Below are 16,369 nucleotides of genomic sequence, written 5' to 3' on the forward strand. Positions count from 1 at the left end.
TCCGGAAAAAACTCCCCGCACACAGTTATGCTAAATTTGTTCTTCTCGTGTTTCTCTGGCATTCCTGATCAGCTCCCCGAAACCCTGCCGGACTTTGCTGATACCCGGGCATAAAGAGCAACCGCTTCTGACTCAGTTTTTAAATACAATCAATTATAGTCTAGTTTTCTGAAGCTGCTGCATACCTCCACTCCCTTAAATTCAACGTAAAAATCATACTTCCTGCAGATCAAAGGGTTAAAAAATAATATATATTCTTCGTATTAGTCGATTGTATGGTATCCTATAACTAGAATATAAACGGTGGAGGGAAAAAATGAAAGTGATAGATTTAAAACTATTTGGTCCTTATAAATTGTTAGGTAACAATAATTCCTTCTTTCAATATTTTGGGCGGCTTTTAAAAATTAAGGCTCTTTGCTAACAAGCATGCAAAGAGCCTTCCTCAATACGATTATGCTACTGGATGGGTCGCTTTTCAGGAGTACCTGCCTTACGTGGATAGGTGCCAGGGGTAGAGCTGATTTTCTGCATTACTCCCAGTGCCCTTTTCCCCATAGCAAAGGGTAATTCATAATCATATTGAGTTAACCAGTCTGCACCCAAAACCACCAGGGCCTTGTGAGCACTCTCTTTCTCTTCCAGCAAGTTAGGTCCCTTCCAGGCCGCAATCCTGCCACCTACCTTAACAAAAGGAGCCGTATATTCCAACAACACTGGTAAAGCAGCTACTGCTCTCGATACCGCCAGATCATATTTTTCCCGCTGGCCCTTTTGCCTGGCCACTTCCTCCGCCCGGCCATGGATTACCTCAATCCCCTTTAACCCCAGCTCATCAATCACTGTCTGCAGAAAAATAGTCCTTTTCTGCAAAGAATCCAGCAGGGTTACCTGTAATTCCGGATAGGCAATTTTAAGGGCCAGCCCCGGAAACCCTGCTCCAGTGCCAACATCGATTACTTTCAACCCCGGAGTTAAATCTAAAAACCGGGCAGGATAAATGCAATCATAAAAGTGTTTAACAGCTATCTCTTTCTCTTCAGTGATAGCAGTTAAATTGATTTTTTCATTCCACTCTACCAGCAATTGGGCATATCTGGCCAGTTGTTCCGTCACAGCGGGAGAAAACCAGTTTAATAATATTTCTTTCATCAATTATTCAACACCCTTTTTCTCTGTTCCAGATGAACCAGTAAGATTGAAATATCGGCCGGTGACACCCCGGAAATACGAGCAGCCTGACCTACAGAACGAGGTCTGATTTTGCTCAACTTCTGACGGGCTTCAGCGGAAAGGCCCCGAATTTCTTCGTAATCGATATCATCGGGCAATATTTTATTTTCCAGTTTATTAAACCTCTCCACCTGCTCCATTTGTTTTTCAATATAACCCTGGTACTTGATTTGAATTTCCACCTGTTCTGCTACTTCAACCGGAACCCCTTCTACTTCATAACCAAAAAGCCCTAAATTAGCAAAAATGATTTCCGGCCTTTTCAAAAGCTCCGCCAGACTTAAACCAGAACGCAAAGGAGCGCTGTTTAAAGCAGCCAGTTTTTCCTGAATCTCTTCTTTAGGAGTAATTATCATATTCTCTAATTCTGATTTAACTTTTTCCACCTGTTCCCGCTTTTCACAAAAACGCTGCCAGCGGTAATCGTCCACCAGACCGATTTTACGGCCTGTTTCTGTTAATCTCAGGTCAGCATTATCCTGGCGCAATAATAACCGGTATTCAGCCCGGGAAGTTAACATGCGATAAGGTTCATTGGTCCCTTTTGTTACCAGGTCATCGATCAAGACACCGATATAGGCCTCAGAACGTTTTAAAATCAAAGGTTCCTGCCCCTTGACGGAGAGAGCCGCATTGATCCCGGCCATGAGTCCCTGGGCCGCTGCCTCTTCATAACCGGAGGTACCATTAATCTGCCCGCCACAGAAGAGCCCCCGGATATGTTTAACCTCCAGAGCCGGGCTAAGCTGAGTTGGTACGACATAATCATATTCAATGGCATATCCGGGACGCATAATTTCAGCCCGTTCCAGACCTGGGATAGTATGCAGCATTTCGATCTGCACATCTTCCGGCAAACTGGTGGAAAAGCCCTGGACATACATTTCTTCTGTATTTCTGCCTTCTGGTTCGATAAAAATCTGATGGGCAGGTTTGTCAGCAAAACGCACCACTTTATCTTCAATTGAGGGACAATATCTGGGACCCACTCCTTCAATAATGCCACTATATAAGGGAGAGCGATGCAAATTGTTGCGAATCACTTCATGGGTTTTTTCTGAAGTATAGGTCAACCAGCAACTCAATTGTTCCCTTTCCGTTACCGGCGAAATAAAGGAAAAATTCCAGAGCCGCTCATCCCCTGGCTGTTCTATCATTTTGCTGAAATCCACCGTCCGCCGGTGTATGCGCGGAGGTGTACCGGTTTTGAAACGGCCCAGTTCTATCCCCAAATTGCGCAGGGAATCGGTTAAGCTGTAAGCAGCCAGCTGACTATTGGGCCCCCCTTCATAAACCGTATCGCCGATGATAATTCTCCCCCGCAAATAAGTACCGGTAGTCAAAACCACCGCCCGGGCAGCAAAAAAGGCCCCGGTCACAGTTTTGATCCCCTTAACTCTTTCGCCTTCCACCAGTATTTCTTCTACCAGAGCCTGCTTGATATCCAGCCCCGGCTGGTTTTCCAGTACCTGTAACATAGATTTCTGATATTGTTTCTTATCTACTTGAGCCCGTAAAGCATAAACGGCTGGTCCTTTACCGGTATTGAGCATACGCATCTGAATAGCTGTCAAGTCAGTTACCAGCCCCATTTGGCCTCCAAGAGCATCGATTTCCTTGACCAGATGGCTTTTGGCCGGTCCTCCGACGGCAGGGTTACAAGGCATTAAAGCCACATTATCCAGATTCAAGGTAATGATCAAAGTTTTACAACCCATGCGGGCGGCAGCCAGGGCTGCCTCACAGCCGGCATGACCGGCTCCAACCACAATTACATCATATTCCCCTGCTCGATACATACTTTCACCATCCCTATTTGCCGATACAAAACTGGGAGAAAATCAAATCCAGCAAATCTTCCCCTACAGTTTCTCCGCTAATTTCCCCCAGGGTTTCCCAGGCACCTCTGATATCGATGGACAAATAGTCTGCCGGCATCCCGGCTTGATAAGCTGCTAGAGCCGATTCCAGCTGGCCGGCTGCTTTTTCCAGGGCGGAAATATGGCGCTGATTACTGAGGAAAAGTTCCTGGCTGGGTACCACTTTTCCCTGCCAGATTAAATCCAGCAGAGCCTGTTCCACTTTACGGGTATCCTCTTCCTGCAAAAGACTGGTATAAACCCGGGGCCAGTGCTGCAATTCCTCGGGCAAGTCCTCCCCTTTATATTCCGGTTTCAAGTCTTGCTTATTAATAATCAATAAAACCTGATGCCGGGAAGATAATAGACGGGCAATTTCCGCATCTTCAATGTTAAAACCGGTAGCGCTGTTGATTACAAATAAAACAACATCTGCTTTTTCCAGCCACTCCTTGCTTTTTTCCACTCCCAGTTGCTCTACCAGGTCTTTAGTCTCTCTGATCCCGGCAGTATCCACCAGCCGCACCGGCACTCCGCCCAGGTTCAACACTTCCTCAATCACATCTCTGGTGGTACCAGGGATATCGGTTACAATGGCCCTGCGGTCTCTTAACAGGGCATTTAATAAACTGGATTTACCTACATTTGGTTTTCCGGCTATTACCACCCGGATTCCTTCCCGTAAAATTTTGCCCTGGCGGCTTCTGGCCAGCAAATCATTTAATCTCTCTCTAATCTGTGTTAATCTATTTGCTAGCTGGATCCCGGTTAAATGTTCAATATCCTCATCAGGGAAATCAATTTCCGCTTCCAGATAGGCCAGTACTTGCAATAATTGCTGCCGGATTTCCATAATGTGTTGCTTTAACTTCCCCTGCAGCTGATTGGCCGCCACTTTGGCAGCAGCATCGGTCTGCGCTCTGATTAAATCAATTACTGCTTCCGCCTGGGATAAATCAATTCTGCCATTAATAAAGGCCCTTTTGGTGAATTCCCCTGGTTCAGCAAGACGAGCCCCTTCCTTCAAAACTAGGCCCAGGATTTTCTGCAAAACTACCATGCCACCATGGCTGTGGATTTCCACTACATCTTCGCCAGTAAAGCTATGAGGACGCTGCATGAAAGCAACCAAAACTTCATCTACCATCGCCCCATCGGTTTTATCCACAATATAACCGTACAGCATTTGATAAGGAACCATGTGGATAACTTTTTTCCCCTTCGGTGAAACAAATAAGTTATCCACAATTTTTTTTGCTTCTCCTCCACTAACTCGAATAATACCAATGCCACCTTCTCCTGGGGCAGTAGCTATTGCCGCAATGGTATCTTCCAAATTGACCAAAATTATCCCTCCAGGTTAGTTAAAAACCCAGTAATTTGAATTACTGGGTTTAAAATACTATTTTTTAGGAAATATTACAATTTTACGGTAAGGCTCTTCCCCTTCACTGGTGGTATAGACATATTTATGATTTTGCAGTGTGGTATGTATTATACGCCGTTCCTGGGGACTCATCGGTTCTAAAGCGATTTCTTTACCATATCTCTTGACTTTTTCCGCCATTTTAAGGGCTAAACGCTGTAAAGTCTGTTCCCTGCGTTTGCGATAACCTTCTACATCCAGAACAAATTTCTGCCGATCATCAGCCTGTTTATTGGCCACCAGGTTAACCAGATATTGTAAAGCATCCAGAGTATCCCCTCTTCTGCCGATCAATACACCCAGGGCTTCTTTATCTTCACCAGTAATATTGAGAGTTACATATTCCCCCTGTACATCAGCCTCAATCTCCACGTTTAAGCCTAATTTCTGACAAACGCTCTTCAGGAAGCTGACCGCCCGGTTAACCGGTGTTTCAATATAAATTACTTTTACCTGTGCCGGTTTACTGAACAGCCCCATAAATCCTTTACTGGGTTCCTGCAATACTTCCACCTGTACCTGAGAGCGATCCACCTTTAATTCAGCCAGACAGGCGGCAATAGCTTCCTCAACGGTTTTTCCGCTTTTGACGCACTCTTTCCTCACCGACGGAGTCCTCCTTTAATACCACAGTCTGCCGATTGATAAAATACTGCTGAACAATTCCCACCAGGTTAAACACTACCCAATATAACGCCAGCCCTGAAGGTACCTGACTGGCGAACCAGCCAAACATCAAGGGCATGACATAGAGCATGGTCTTCTGCATGCTTTCCTGGGCCGGATCAGTGGATGTATTCATCGCCATACTCATTTTTTGCTGGACAAAAGTGGCCGCTGCTGCAATGATGGGCAGTATATAATAGGGGTCTTTGCTGCTGAGGTGCACCCAGAGAAAATTAGCATGAGCTGCATTGAGATATTTAAAATTCCGCAAGGCATTGTACAGGGCAATAAAAATTGGCATTTGAATCAAAATCGGTAAACAGCCAGCCAGAGGATTGGCACCGTGTTCCTTGTATAATTCCATTATGGCAATTTGAGCTTTCTGGGGGTCATTTTTGTATTTTTCCTGAATTTCTTTAACCTTAGGCTGTAACAGCTGGGTCATTTTAATGGATTTCATTTGTTTTAAAGTGAGAGGATAAAGTAATACTTTAATTAATATGGTAAAAATAATTATTGCCAGTCCATAACTGGGCCAACCGATTTGAACTGTCAATTGATAAAACCAGTTCAGCAATGAATTCATGAAATTAGTTAGAAATTGCAAATTTTTTCCCTCCTAACCCCCTGGCTATTCTACCGGGTCATAGCCTCCCGGATGCCATGGATGACATGAAAGAATGCGTTTGGCGGCCATCAGTCCCCCACGCCATAATCCGTACTTTGCAAGAGCTTCGATGCTATATTGTGAACAGGAAGGATAAAAACGGCAAGTAGGACCCTTGAGGGGAGATAGATATTTCTGATAAAATCGAATTAGCCGGATGATTATCTTCACTGCAAATTTCTTCATGACATCAACCCTGCTCTTTTCAGCAAATGACGGACCGCATTGCGTAATTTCCAGTAATCAGCCTCCAGCGCCCCCTGTCGGGCGATTATTACCAGATCATATCCTTCCGCAATATTTTTCGCATCCAATCGGCATATTTCCCGCAAACGTCTGCGCACTTTATTTCTCACATGAGCTTTCCCTAGTTTTTTACTGACTACGAAAGCAAACCGGGTACGGCCTGATTGATTTGGTCCTGCCACATAAAGCACCAGCTGCCGGTTAGCAAATGACTTGCCTTTACTATATACTTCCCGGATTTCCCGGTTTTTTTTAATTTTCACCAGCTGTTTAGACATCTTTCAGCGGCCTCCCGGTGCTATTATTTGCCATCTGCCGACAAAAAATTCTGCCTAAATAGATTGAAAAGGCCACCTAAGCGGCCTTAAACTACGGAGTTAATCTTTTTCTGCCCTTCATGCGACGCCGTTTCAAGACATTCCGCCCGGCTTTGGTGGACATTCTTTTCAAAAACCCGTGCACTTTTTTCACATAGCGCTTTTTGGGTTGATAAGTCCGTTTCACAGCACACACCTCCTTGCCGAAATGCTGAAAAAGACACAATCCCACAAGAATTATAATCAAATCATTCGGTGAAGTCAAGGATTTAATAACTCTGTTAGTAACTTGTGGATAATTAGTGGACAAGCTTTTGCACAGGCTGTTAATATTGTGGAAAATTGATTGTCAGGCTGCGCAAAATCTGCTATTATTGTTTATGCACATTCTGTGGATAACTTTGTGGATATGTGTATAATTTTGTTGATATTTATTGTGGATAAATTCCCGGGGAGGTATTTAAATGGCTCACGATTTTCCACAACTGTGGAACGAAGTACTAGCAATTATCGCTAAAGAAGTATCCAAACCTTCCTTTGAAACCTGGTTAAAATCTACTACTCCCATCGATCTTCGCAATAATGTAGCTTTAATAGGTGTTCCCAATGTCTTTGCCCGCGACTGGCTGGAAAGCCGCTATTCCGATTTAATTAATGAAACCATAAGTTTTTTGCTGGGCTATCCCGTTCAGGTCCGTTTTGTGGTCGTAAATGAGCGGACCGAAAATATCGAAGAACCCGAAAGCCCTGTCAAAAAACTGCCCGATGAACTACAAATTCCCCAGTTAAACCCCAAATATACTTTTGATACTTTTGTGGTCGGCAACAGTAACCGCTTTGCCCATGCCGCTGCTTTGGCGGTAGCTGAAGCTCCGGCCAAAGCTTATAACCCTTTATTTATTTACGGGGGAGTAGGACTGGGCAAAACCCACCTAATGCATGCCATCGGCCATTATATTCTGGAACATAATCCGGGCACCATGGTCATGTATGTATCTTCCGAGAAATTTACCAATGAACTGATCAATGCCATTAAAGATGATAATACGGAAGAATTCCGTAACCGCTACCGCAGTATCGATATTCTTTTAATTGACGATATTCAGTTCCTGGCCGGGAAAGAGCGAACCCAGGAGGAATTCTTCCATACTTTCAATGCCCTGCATGGTGCCAATAAACAGATTATTATCTCCAGTGACCGGCCCCCCAAGGAAATTCCCACTCTGGAAGATAGATTGCGCTCCCGGTTTGAATGGGGCCTGATTACCGATATCCAGCCCCCGGATCTGGAAACCAGAATCGCTATTTTACGCAAGAAAGCCCAAATGGAAAACCTGAATGTCTCCGATGAAGTGATGCAATTTATCGCCACCAAAATCCAGTCCAACATCCGCGAGCTGGAAGGAGCTTTAAACCGGGTAATCGCCTATGCTACCATGAAAAGCGGTGAAATTACCATTGAGCTGGCTTCTGAGGCCCTGAAAGATTTGCTGCCAGAGAGCAGGCCGCGCCAGATTTCAATAGAACTTATTCAACAAATAGTTGCTGATTACTTTAATTTAAAAGTAGAAGAATTTAAAGCCAAAAAAAGAACCAGAACCGTTGCTTATCCCCGGCAAATCGCTATGTATTTAAGCCGGGAACTTACCGATGCTTCCTTACCCAAAATCGGGGAAGAGTTTGGCGGTCGAGACCATACTACTGTTTTGCATGCCTGTGAAAAAATCGCCAATGATATCAACACCGATGCAGAAGTTAAAGGGATTGTGCAGGAATTAATCAGTCGTTTGCAGAATTAGTTTACAGGTTATCCACAGCCCATACAGCATAACTTTTTTCGGTAAAATCAAGGACTAATGGACTTATCCACATATTCACGCCACCTACTACTATTACTCCTTATTTTATTAGATAACAATGATATGGGGAGGACAACAACAGTATGCATATTTATACAAGCCGTGAAGCATTACTGCAGGGGGTATCTGCAGTCCAGCGGGCAGTGGCCTCAAAGACCACCATGCCAATTTTGTCTGGTATTAAACTGGAAACAGTGGATGATAAATTGATTTTTTCTGCTACTGATCTGGAAATCGCCATTCAAGCTACTATCAATATCACAACTATTACTTCCGGGGCAGTTGTGGTGCCGGCCAGGTACTTTACCGAAATGGTCAGGAAACTGCCTGATACCAAAATTGAAATCAAGGTAGATGAACTGAGCCATCAGCTGACAGTGATGTATGGCAATTCCCAGCTCAAGCTCAATGGCTATGATCCGCAAGCCTATCCTTTGATACCACAGATTGAAGCCGATAAAGTCTTTTCCATTCGCTCGGAATTACTGAGACAGATGTTAAAGCAGGTTATATTCGCTGTTGGAGTAGAAAATAACCGCCCGGTTTTTCAGGGCATCCTTTTTGATTGTTACCAGGACAATTTGACCCTGGTAGCTACTGATACCCATCGTTTAGCGCTGCGGAAAGGTAAATGGTCCCAGGGCAATGTGGAAGAGTTTTCTGCAATTGTTCCCGGTAAAACCATGAATGAATTATTGCGTCTGTTACCTGAAGAGGAAGAGGTAAAACTGTCCTTCAGCCAGAATCAGCTGGCCATTCAATTGCCCAACATTATTATGTTTTCTCGCTTGATAGAAGGACAATTCCCGGCTTATAAACAGGTAATTCCCAGCCAATGGAAATCAAGACTTCGTGTTAAAACCAGAGAATTGCTGGAAACAGCCGAACGGGCAACCCTGCTGGCCCAGGATGGAACCAGTACTATTAAATTGATTGTTAAACAGTACCAGCTGGAAGTTAATTCTGCCAGCAGTTCGGTGGGAACTTTGAAAGAGGAAATTCCCATATACCTAGAAGGAGAAGAAACCCAGATCACTTTTAATACCAAATATCTCATCGATGTTTTGCGCAATTTGGATAGTGAAGAATTAACCATGGATTTAACAGGCTCCATCAGCCCGGGCATTATTCGCCCGCTGGAAAATGAGAATTATTTGTATCTGCTTTTGCCATTGCGGCAGTAGATTTGAGGTGAGCTGGTGCAAATCAGGAAAGTTCAATTGACCAATTTCAGAAACTATCAGCAGCTGGAATGGGAACCTCATCCGCAATTGAATTTTCTCTTCGGACTAAACGGCCAGGGTAAAACCAATTTACTGGAAGCTGTTTACGTAGGGGCATTTAGCCGTTCCTATCGCGGCAATGATCAAGAACTTTTGCAGTGGCAAAAACCCTGGTTCCGGATTGCGGTAGAGGGAGAGAAAAAGAGCGGGCCCTTCCTGGTTGAACTGGCTTATGGACAAAAAAGAAAGCTCTATAAAGTCAATGGCCTGGTGAAGAAAAAAGCCAGTGATTTTATTGGCAATTACAATGTGGTGCTGTTCGCTCCTGAACATCTGGCCCTGGTTAAAGGACAACCAGCGGAACGCCGCCGTTTTCTGGATGCAGAGCTGGCCCAGACCAATCGCCTTTATCTATTAACCTTACAAAAATATGTCAATTTATTAAAACAAAAAAATTATTTACTTAAAGAAGCCAAAAAAGGGCACTACTTTGACCAGGACCTGCTGGAGGTACTCAATCAACAGCTGGCGGAGATGGGGTCGGTAATCATCTATTTACGTCTGGAGGCTATTAAAAAATTAAACCCGTTAGCCCGGTTGATCCAGCGCCGGTTAAGTCAGGGCCGAGAAGAATTGGAAATAAAATATATTACAACTATAGAATTATCAGGAATGAGCCAGAAGGAAATAAAACAGGCCCTCTGGCAGGGGCTAATAAGCAAAAGGGAAGATGAAAAACGCCGGGGACAGTCTCTGATCGGACCCCATCGGGATGACCTGGAAATCAAAATCAATGGCTTTTCGGTGCGGCATTTTGGCTCCCAGGGCCAGCAACGCACCTCTGCTTTAGCTCTCAAGCTGGCTGAGCTGGAGTATATCAAGGGAGAGATAGGGGAATACCCTTTATTGTTACTGGATGATGTCTTTTCGGAACTGGATCGGGAACGGCGAGCAATTCTGGTTGAAACTATTTCCGGACGGATTCAGACCATTATTACTACTACTTCCATTAAGGATTTGCCACCAGCTCTGTTAAAACAAGGGGGTTCCTGGAGGATCGAAGGGGGTAATATGCATGTTTCTGCACCTGGGCAATGATGTAGTCATTCCGTTGAAAGAGGTCATTGCTATTATTGACTTACACAAGGATGAGAAAAAGCTTTCGGAAATCAATCAGGAATTTTTGCAGGTTGCTGAAGAAGAAGGATTTATTGAACTGGTAGGGGAGGAAAATAAAATTAAAAGCTTTATCATAACCAACAAAAAAATTTACCTGTCGCCGATTTCCTCAGCTACCTTGAGAAAACGGTCTGGCTACAGTCCTGGATGACCCGGGACTGTTTTTGTGTTATAATAATTTTTTGGAGGTATTAATAAATGTTGGAGGTATTACCAGATGCAAAATGCTAGCAACACCTATTCTGCTAGTCAAATTCAGGTGCTAGAAGGTCTGGAGCCGGTGAGAAAGAGACCGGGAATGTATATTGGCTCTACTGGACCGAAGGGATTGCACCACCTGGTTTACGAAGTAGTAGATAACAGTATTGATGAAGCACTGGCCGGTTTTTGTGATAATGTGGAGGTTGTGATTCACAAAGACAATAGTGTAACTGTCACCGATAACGGCAGGGGTATTCCGGTAGATATACATCCGCAAACCGGTAGACCGGCAGTGGAAGTAGTACTGACGGTTCTGCATGCCGGTGGCAAATTCGGTGGCGGTGGTTATAAAGTTTCCGGTGGCTTGCATGGTGTGGGTGTTTCTGTAGTAAACGCCCTTTCCGAATGGCTGATAGCCAGGGTTAAACGGGATGGGAAAATCCATGAACAAAGGTATGAACGGGGTATACCTGTAACTGACTTGCTGGTTGTAGGGGAATGTCAGGATACCGGTACCCAGATTAGCTTCAAGCCTGACCACCTGATTTTTGAGGAACTGGAATTTAACTACGAAACTCTGGCCCAGCGTTTGCGGGAGCTTTCCTTTCTCAATCAAGGGGTTAAAATTACCCTGAAGGATGAGCGCACCGGGGCAGAGGAAGTCTACCAGCATGAAGGCGGGATCAGAGACTTTGTAGTTTACCTGAACAAAAACAAGGACCCTCTGCATGACCAGGTTATCTATTTTGCTGCCAACAAGGATCGGGTACAGGTAGAGGTTGCTTTGCAGTATAACAGTGGTTACACCGAAGGGATTTTTTCTTTTGCCAATAATATTAATACCCCGGAAGGGGGTACCCATGAAGCCGGTTTTAAAACCGCTTTAACCAGGATTATTAATGACTATGCCCGTAAACACAACCTTCTGAAGGAAAACGAAGGCAATTTAACCGGGGAAGATGTCCGGGAAGGGCTAACAGCCGTAATCAGTGTTAAAGTAGAGGAACCCCAGTTTGAGGGTCAAACCAAAACCAAACTGGGCAATACGGAAGTAAGAGGGATTGTAGATGCGGTAGTAACCGAAGGGATGGGTACCTTCCTGGAAGAAAACCCGGCTATCGCCAGAAAGATTATTGAGAAGGCAGTAAATGCAGCCCGGGCCCGGGAAGCGGCCAGAAAGGCCCGCGAATTGACCAGGCGCAAAAATGCTCTGGAAACCACTTCCCTGCCTGGCAAACTGGCCGACTGTTCTTCCAAGGATCCGGCGGAATGTGAGTTATACCTGGTAGAAGGGGATTCAGCTGGCGGTTCAGCCAAACAGGGTCGGGACCGGCGCTTCCAGGCTATATTACCTCTGCGGGGAAAAATTATAAACGTGGAAAAAGCCCGTCTGGATAAAATCTTCGCCAATGAGGAAATTCGGGCCATTATCACTGCCCTTGGTTGCGGTATCAGTGATGAATTTGATCTCAGCAAAGCCCGTTATCACCGAATTATTATCATGACTGACGCTGATGTGGACGGTTCCCATATTCGCACTTTGTTATTGACTTTCTTCTACCGTTACATGCGTCCTCTGATTGATGCCGGTTATGTTTATATAGCCCAGCCACCCTTATATTTAGTTAAAAAAGGTAAAGAGCATTATTACACCTATTCCGATCAGGAGCTGGAGCGGCTACTCGGTCAAATTGGCCGGGATGGCATTACCATTCAGCGCTATAAGGGTCTGGGTGAAATGAATCCCGAACAGCTGTGGGAAACCACTATGGATCCGGAAAACCGCACCATTCTGCAGGTTACCATGGAGGATGCGGCTGCCGCTGATGAAATTTTCACCATCCTGATGGGGGACAAAGTGGAGCCCAGACGGGAATTTATTCAAAAACATGCTAAAGAAGTGCGCAACCTGGATATCTAAAGTAAATAGAGAAGGGATGGAAGTGGAATGAGTGAAGTGGCAGGAAAAATTCTGCCCATCAACATAGAAGACGAGATGCGCAAATCTTATATTGATTATGCCATGAGCGTTATCGTCGGTCGGGCTCTTCCGGATGTCCGGGATGGTCTTAAACCAGTACATCGGCGTATTCTTTACGCTATGTATGAGCTGAACATGACCCCGGACAAACCCTACAAAAAGTCAGCCCGTTTGGTCGGGGACGTACTGGGGCGTTATCACCCTCATGGTGATAGTGCAGTCTATGATGCTATGGTACGGATGGCCCAGGATTTCAACTCCCGCTACCCTCTGGTAGACGGCCATGGCAACTTCGGTTCTATTGATGGCGATTCCGCTGCAGCCATGCGTTACACAGAAGCCAGGCTGTCCAAAATCGCCCTGGAAATGCTGGCTGATATTGAAAAGGAAACGGTGGATTTTGTCCCTAACTATGATGATACGCTAAAAGAGCCGACAGTATTACCATCCAAAATCCCCAACCTGCTGGTCAATGGTTCGGAAGGTATCGCAGTCGGCATGGCTACCAAAATCCCACCCCATAACCTGCGGGAGGTTATCGATGGGGTAATTATGTTAATCGATAACCCCAATGCCGATTACAGGGAATTGATGAAAGTCATCAAAGGCCCTGACTTCCCAACCGGAGCCAAAATTCTCGGAACCAGGGGAATTGAGGAAGCCTACCGTACCGGTAGAGGAGTTATCACTATCCGCGCCCAGGCCAGAATCGAAAAAATGAATAACGGCAAAATGCGGATTGTGGTCTATGAAATTCCTTTCCAGGTCAATAAAGCCAAGTTAATTGAAAAAATCGCTGATCTGGTAAAAGAGAAGAAAATCGATGGCATTACTGACCTCAGGGACGAATCCGACCGTACCGGGATGCGCATAATTATCGAGCTGCGCCGGGATGTCAACCCCAATGTAATCCTTAACCAGCTTTACAAACATACATCCCTGCAGGAGACTTTCGGGATCATCATGCTGGCTCTGGTCAACGGTGAGCCGAAAGTGCTGAATCTACCTCAGGTCCTGCACTACTACCTGGAACACCAAAAAGATGTAATCGTACGTCGGACCAGATATGACCTGGCCAAAGCAGAGGCTCGTGCCCATATTGTGGAAGGCCTGCGGATTGCTCTCAATAACCTGGATGCGGTAATTAAAACCATTCGTTCTTCCCAGACAACGGAAATTGCCCGCACTGCTTTGATGGAGAAGTTCGCTTTGTCGGAAAAACAGGCCCAGGCCATTCTGGATATGCGGCTGCAGCGCCTAACCGGTTTGGAACGAGAAAAGCTGGAAAATGAATACAAGGATTTACTGGAAAAAATAGCTTATTACAAAAGCGTTCTGGCAGATGAAAGAAAGGTCCTGGAGATCATCAAGGATGAGCTGACTGTAATTAAAGAGAAATACGGGGATGAAAGAAGGACAATTATCACCAATGAGGATAACAGGATAGATATTGAAGATCTAATCGAAGAAGAAGATGTAGTAATCACAATTACCCATCATGGTTATATCAAACGGCAGCCGGCTGATATCTACAAGAGTCAGAAACGGGGCGGTCGCGGTATTACCGCTATGGGTACCAAGGAAGAGGATTTTGTGGAGCATCTATTTATCGCCAATACCCATCATTATCTGCTCTTCCTGACCAATGCCGGGAAAATTTATAGACTCAAGGTACACGAAGTTCCGGAAGCAGGCAGAACTGCTAAAGGAACGGCTTTGATCAATTTAATCAATATCGGACCCGAGGAAATGATCAAGGCCGTTATCCCTTGCCGCAGTTTTGATGAAGACTGCTACTTACTGACAGCTACCAAAAAAGGAATTATAAAGAAAACTCATTTAAGTGAATATAAACATGGGCGCAAAGATGGGATAGTTGCCTTAACTATAGAAGAAAATGATGAATTGATTGGGGCTCTGCTAACCAATGGCAAATCGGAAATCGTGCTGGGTTCCCGGCTGGGAATGGCCATTCGCTTCTCGGAAGAGGAGGTAAGACCTATGGGCCGAACAGCCAAAGGGGTGAGAGGTATTACCCTGAGTAAAGAAGATGCTGTGGTGGCCCTGGATGTGGTAGAAGATAGCGGTGAGCTGTTGACTGTAACGGAAAACGGTTTTGCCAAGCGTACGCCGTTGACAGAATATCGTGTACAATCCCGGGGCGGAAAAGGTATTAAAACCGCTAATGTAACGGATAAATCAGGCCCGATAGTAGGTCTGATGGTAGTCAAACCGGGCGAAGAAATTATGGCCATCAGCACCGACGGGATAATGATCCGCACCAAAGTGGATGAGATCAAACGCGCCGGTCGGGCTACAACCGGAGTCAGGTTGATGAAAATTGGGGAACAGCAAAAACTGGCTTCGATTGCTAAAGTAAAAGAAGAGGAAGAATAACTGACATCCTCCCACCCCTAAAAGGGGTGGGGTTCCCCTTTTAGAAGTGGTTGGTTTTATAATTCGCGGCTGCCCGGAACAGACCTAAGCGGATTGTCTGAACGTCCCCTGTTCACGGCCTGACTGTGTGGTTTTTCTCCACACGAACAGGTTGACCGCAGGGCGTGCCAGTGCGCCCACTACTCCCGACCGGTCTAGACCGGTCTCACGGAGATACCTTTGCAAAATATTATATGCGCCTACCAGATCGGCATTCAGTACGACACCGCAGTGGACAAACAGTCCCCGGTGCACGCGGGCTTTCTTGACCCTTTTACCGCACACCGGGCAGGTAGTGCTGGTGCTCTTCTCCGACACCTTGACCACCCGGATGCCCGCAAGGGCCGCTTTATAAGTGAGCAGGCTTATTATCTTACTGAACGGCCAGGCGTGGAGTTTCTGGTTGCCCGCGTCTTCCCAGTCCCTGTCCGCACGAATACCTTTTAATTCGCCGACTACGATGGTTCCAGACAGTGCGCCGGTGGTGGTTGGCTACATTCCATAGCTTGGTGGCGGAAAAACCCAGCAAGCCCAGGAGCAGAGCGTCCTGGTCGGAAAGGTTGATGACTTTGGCCCTGGCTGTGAGGGTCTGCGTTGGCATGTCGTTGCTGCACTTCTTTTTGCGTGCCAGCTCAATCACCCCCTTATGTTTCTATTCCATAGCTATATTATACCAAATTTATGCAATGGCCGGGCTTTCATCCCACGGGTGAATCCGTGGGATGAAAGCCCGGGTTTTGTAAAAATTTCACGTTAAAGCATTAATTCTATAAAGCAAATATAGAATTAATGCTTATTCTTTTTTAAAAAGGAGATGAAACTTAAGTTAAAGGAAATAGCTTAAGTTATAGTGTCAACTCAGGGTAAAGAAGGATCAAAAGGATAACAAAGAAGAAGAAGATCAGAAATAAATAAACAAATAGAGCTAATTGCGCTGTCAGATAATCCTGACAGGCCAAGGGATAGCGAAATGTCAAAAATAAATTTACCCCAGAAAAAGGTGTATAGGAAAGGGTTTTTAGCGCAAAACAAGAGGCTGAGGGAAAAATTCACCCCAGCCTCAAATGTTGTAAAAA

At 45.3% G+C, this 16,369-nt stretch carries 17 protein-coding genes; 6 read left to right on the forward strand and 11 right to left on the reverse strand.

The genetic code is table 11. The features are described 5' to 3' along the window. Positions 1-459: 459 nt before the first annotated feature. From rsmG to rpmH, 8 genes are all read right to left on the reverse strand, one after another. Entirely contained in the window at positions 460-1,152 is a 693-nt protein-coding gene (gene rsmG, locus JDF658_RS10300) for a 16S rRNA (guanine(527)-N(7))-methyltransferase RsmG (RefSeq protein WP_078666546.1), read from the reverse strand. Beyond that, positions 1,152-3,032 (reverse strand): tRNA uridine-5-carboxymethylaminomethyl(34) synthesis enzyme MnmG, encoded by a 1,881-nt coding sequence (gene mnmG / locus JDF658_RS10305; RefSeq protein WP_079907550.1) that lies wholly within the window; start codon positions 3,030-3,032, stop codon positions 1,152-1,154. Before mnmG ends, rsmG begins: the two co-directional genes overlap by 1 nt. Positions 3,033-3,045: 13 nt before the next feature. Further along, positions 3,046-4,437, reverse strand: coding sequence for a tRNA uridine-5-carboxymethylaminomethyl(34) synthesis GTPase MnmE (gene mnmE, locus JDF658_RS10310; RefSeq protein WP_242946654.1), 1,392 nt, complete (start codon positions 4,435-4,437; stop codon positions 3,046-3,048). 57 nt (positions 4,438-4,494) lie between these two features. Next, positions 4,495-5,124 (reverse strand): RNA-binding cell elongation regulator Jag/EloR, encoded by a 630-nt coding sequence (jag, locus tag JDF658_RS10315; RefSeq protein WP_079907551.1) that lies wholly within the window; start codon positions 5,122-5,124, stop codon positions 4,495-4,497. Then, positions 5,087-5,770 (reverse strand): YidC/Oxa1 family membrane protein insertase, encoded by a 684-nt coding sequence (locus tag JDF658_RS10320; protein WP_078666547.1) that lies wholly within the window; start codon positions 5,768-5,770, stop codon positions 5,087-5,089. Before JDF658_RS10320 ends, jag begins: the two co-directional genes overlap by 38 nt. A gap of 45 nt (positions 5,771-5,815) precedes the next feature. Further along, positions 5,816-6,037 carry a membrane protein insertion efficiency factor YidD gene (gene yidD, locus JDF658_RS10325; protein ID WP_078666543.1) on the reverse strand — a complete coding sequence of 74 codons (222 nt, stop codon included), beginning with the start codon at positions 6,035-6,037 and terminating at the stop codon, positions 5,816-5,818. Beyond that, on the reverse strand, positions 6,034-6,375 hold the full coding sequence (rnpA, locus tag JDF658_RS10330; RefSeq protein ID WP_078666542.1) for a ribonuclease P protein component: 342 nt from the start codon (positions 6,373-6,375) through the stop codon (positions 6,034-6,036). Before rnpA ends, yidD begins: the two co-directional genes overlap by 4 nt. Positions 6,376-6,466: 91 nt before the next feature. After that, the gene (gene rpmH, locus JDF658_RS10335; RefSeq protein WP_078666541.1) at positions 6,467-6,601 is read right to left on the reverse strand and encodes a 50S ribosomal protein L34; all 135 of its coding nucleotides are present in this window, start codon (positions 6,599-6,601) and stop codon (positions 6,467-6,469) included. A 277-nt stretch (positions 6,602-6,878) separates the two neighbouring features. Here rpmH and dnaA point away from each other — a divergent pair, with 277 nt between their 5' ends. From dnaA to gyrA, 6 genes are all read left to right on the forward strand, one after another. Further along, positions 6,879-8,213 (forward strand): chromosomal replication initiator protein DnaA, encoded by a 1,335-nt coding sequence (gene dnaA, locus JDF658_RS10340; protein WP_078666540.1) that lies wholly within the window; start codon positions 6,879-6,881, stop codon positions 8,211-8,213. Positions 8,214-8,356: 143 nt separating this feature from the next. Then, positions 8,357-9,457 carry a DNA polymerase III subunit beta gene (gene dnaN, locus JDF658_RS10345; protein WP_079907553.1) on the forward strand — a complete coding sequence of 367 codons (1,101 nt, stop codon included), beginning with the start codon at positions 8,357-8,359 and terminating at the stop codon, positions 9,455-9,457. Positions 9,458-9,472: 15 nt separating this feature from the next. Continuing rightward, positions 9,473-10,594, forward strand: a complete 1,122-nt coding sequence (recF, locus tag JDF658_RS10350) for a DNA replication/repair protein RecF (protein WP_159073779.1) — start codon at positions 9,473-9,475, stop codon at positions 10,592-10,594. Beyond that, positions 10,572-10,826: an extracellular matrix regulator RemB gene (gene remB / locus JDF658_RS10355; protein WP_078666537.1), complete on the forward strand. Its 255-nt coding sequence runs from the start codon at positions 10,572-10,574 to the stop codon at positions 10,824-10,826. The genes recF and remB overlap by 23 nt, the downstream gene beginning before the upstream one ends. A 66-nt stretch (positions 10,827-10,892) precedes the next feature. Continuing rightward, positions 10,893-12,797 carry a DNA topoisomerase (ATP-hydrolyzing) subunit B gene (gene gyrB, locus JDF658_RS10360; RefSeq protein WP_079907556.1) on the forward strand — a complete coding sequence of 635 codons (1,905 nt, stop codon included), beginning with the start codon at positions 10,893-10,895 and terminating at the stop codon, positions 12,795-12,797. A gap of 27 nt (positions 12,798-12,824) precedes the next feature. Then, positions 12,825-15,254: a DNA gyrase subunit A gene (gyrA, locus tag JDF658_RS10365; RefSeq protein WP_079907557.1), complete on the forward strand. Its 2,430-nt coding sequence runs from the start codon at positions 12,825-12,827 to the stop codon at positions 15,252-15,254. A gap of 84 nt (positions 15,255-15,338) precedes the next feature. On the opposite strand, the gene JDF658_RS10370 is transcribed toward gyrA, so the two are convergent. The 3 genes from JDF658_RS10370 to JDF658_RS14660 all read right to left on the reverse strand — a co-directional run. Further along, the gene (locus tag JDF658_RS10370) at positions 15,339-15,767 is read right to left on the reverse strand and encodes a zinc ribbon domain-containing protein (RefSeq protein WP_079907559.1); all 429 of its coding nucleotides are present in this window, start codon (positions 15,765-15,767) and stop codon (positions 15,339-15,341) included. Next, entirely contained in the window at positions 15,667-15,894 is a 228-nt protein-coding gene (locus tag JDF658_RS14255; protein WP_159446619.1) for a hypothetical protein, read from the reverse strand. The genes JDF658_RS10370 and JDF658_RS14255 overlap by 101 nt, the downstream gene beginning before the upstream one ends. A gap of 257 nt (positions 15,895-16,151) precedes the next feature. Beyond that, on the reverse strand, positions 16,152-16,369 hold a 218-nt coding region (locus JDF658_RS14660; protein ID WP_207651242.1), incomplete at its 5' end, for a hypothetical protein.

The organism is Carboxydocella sp. JDF658, assembly GCF_002049395.1.
In the GTDB taxonomy this organism is placed as follows: Bacteria; Bacillota.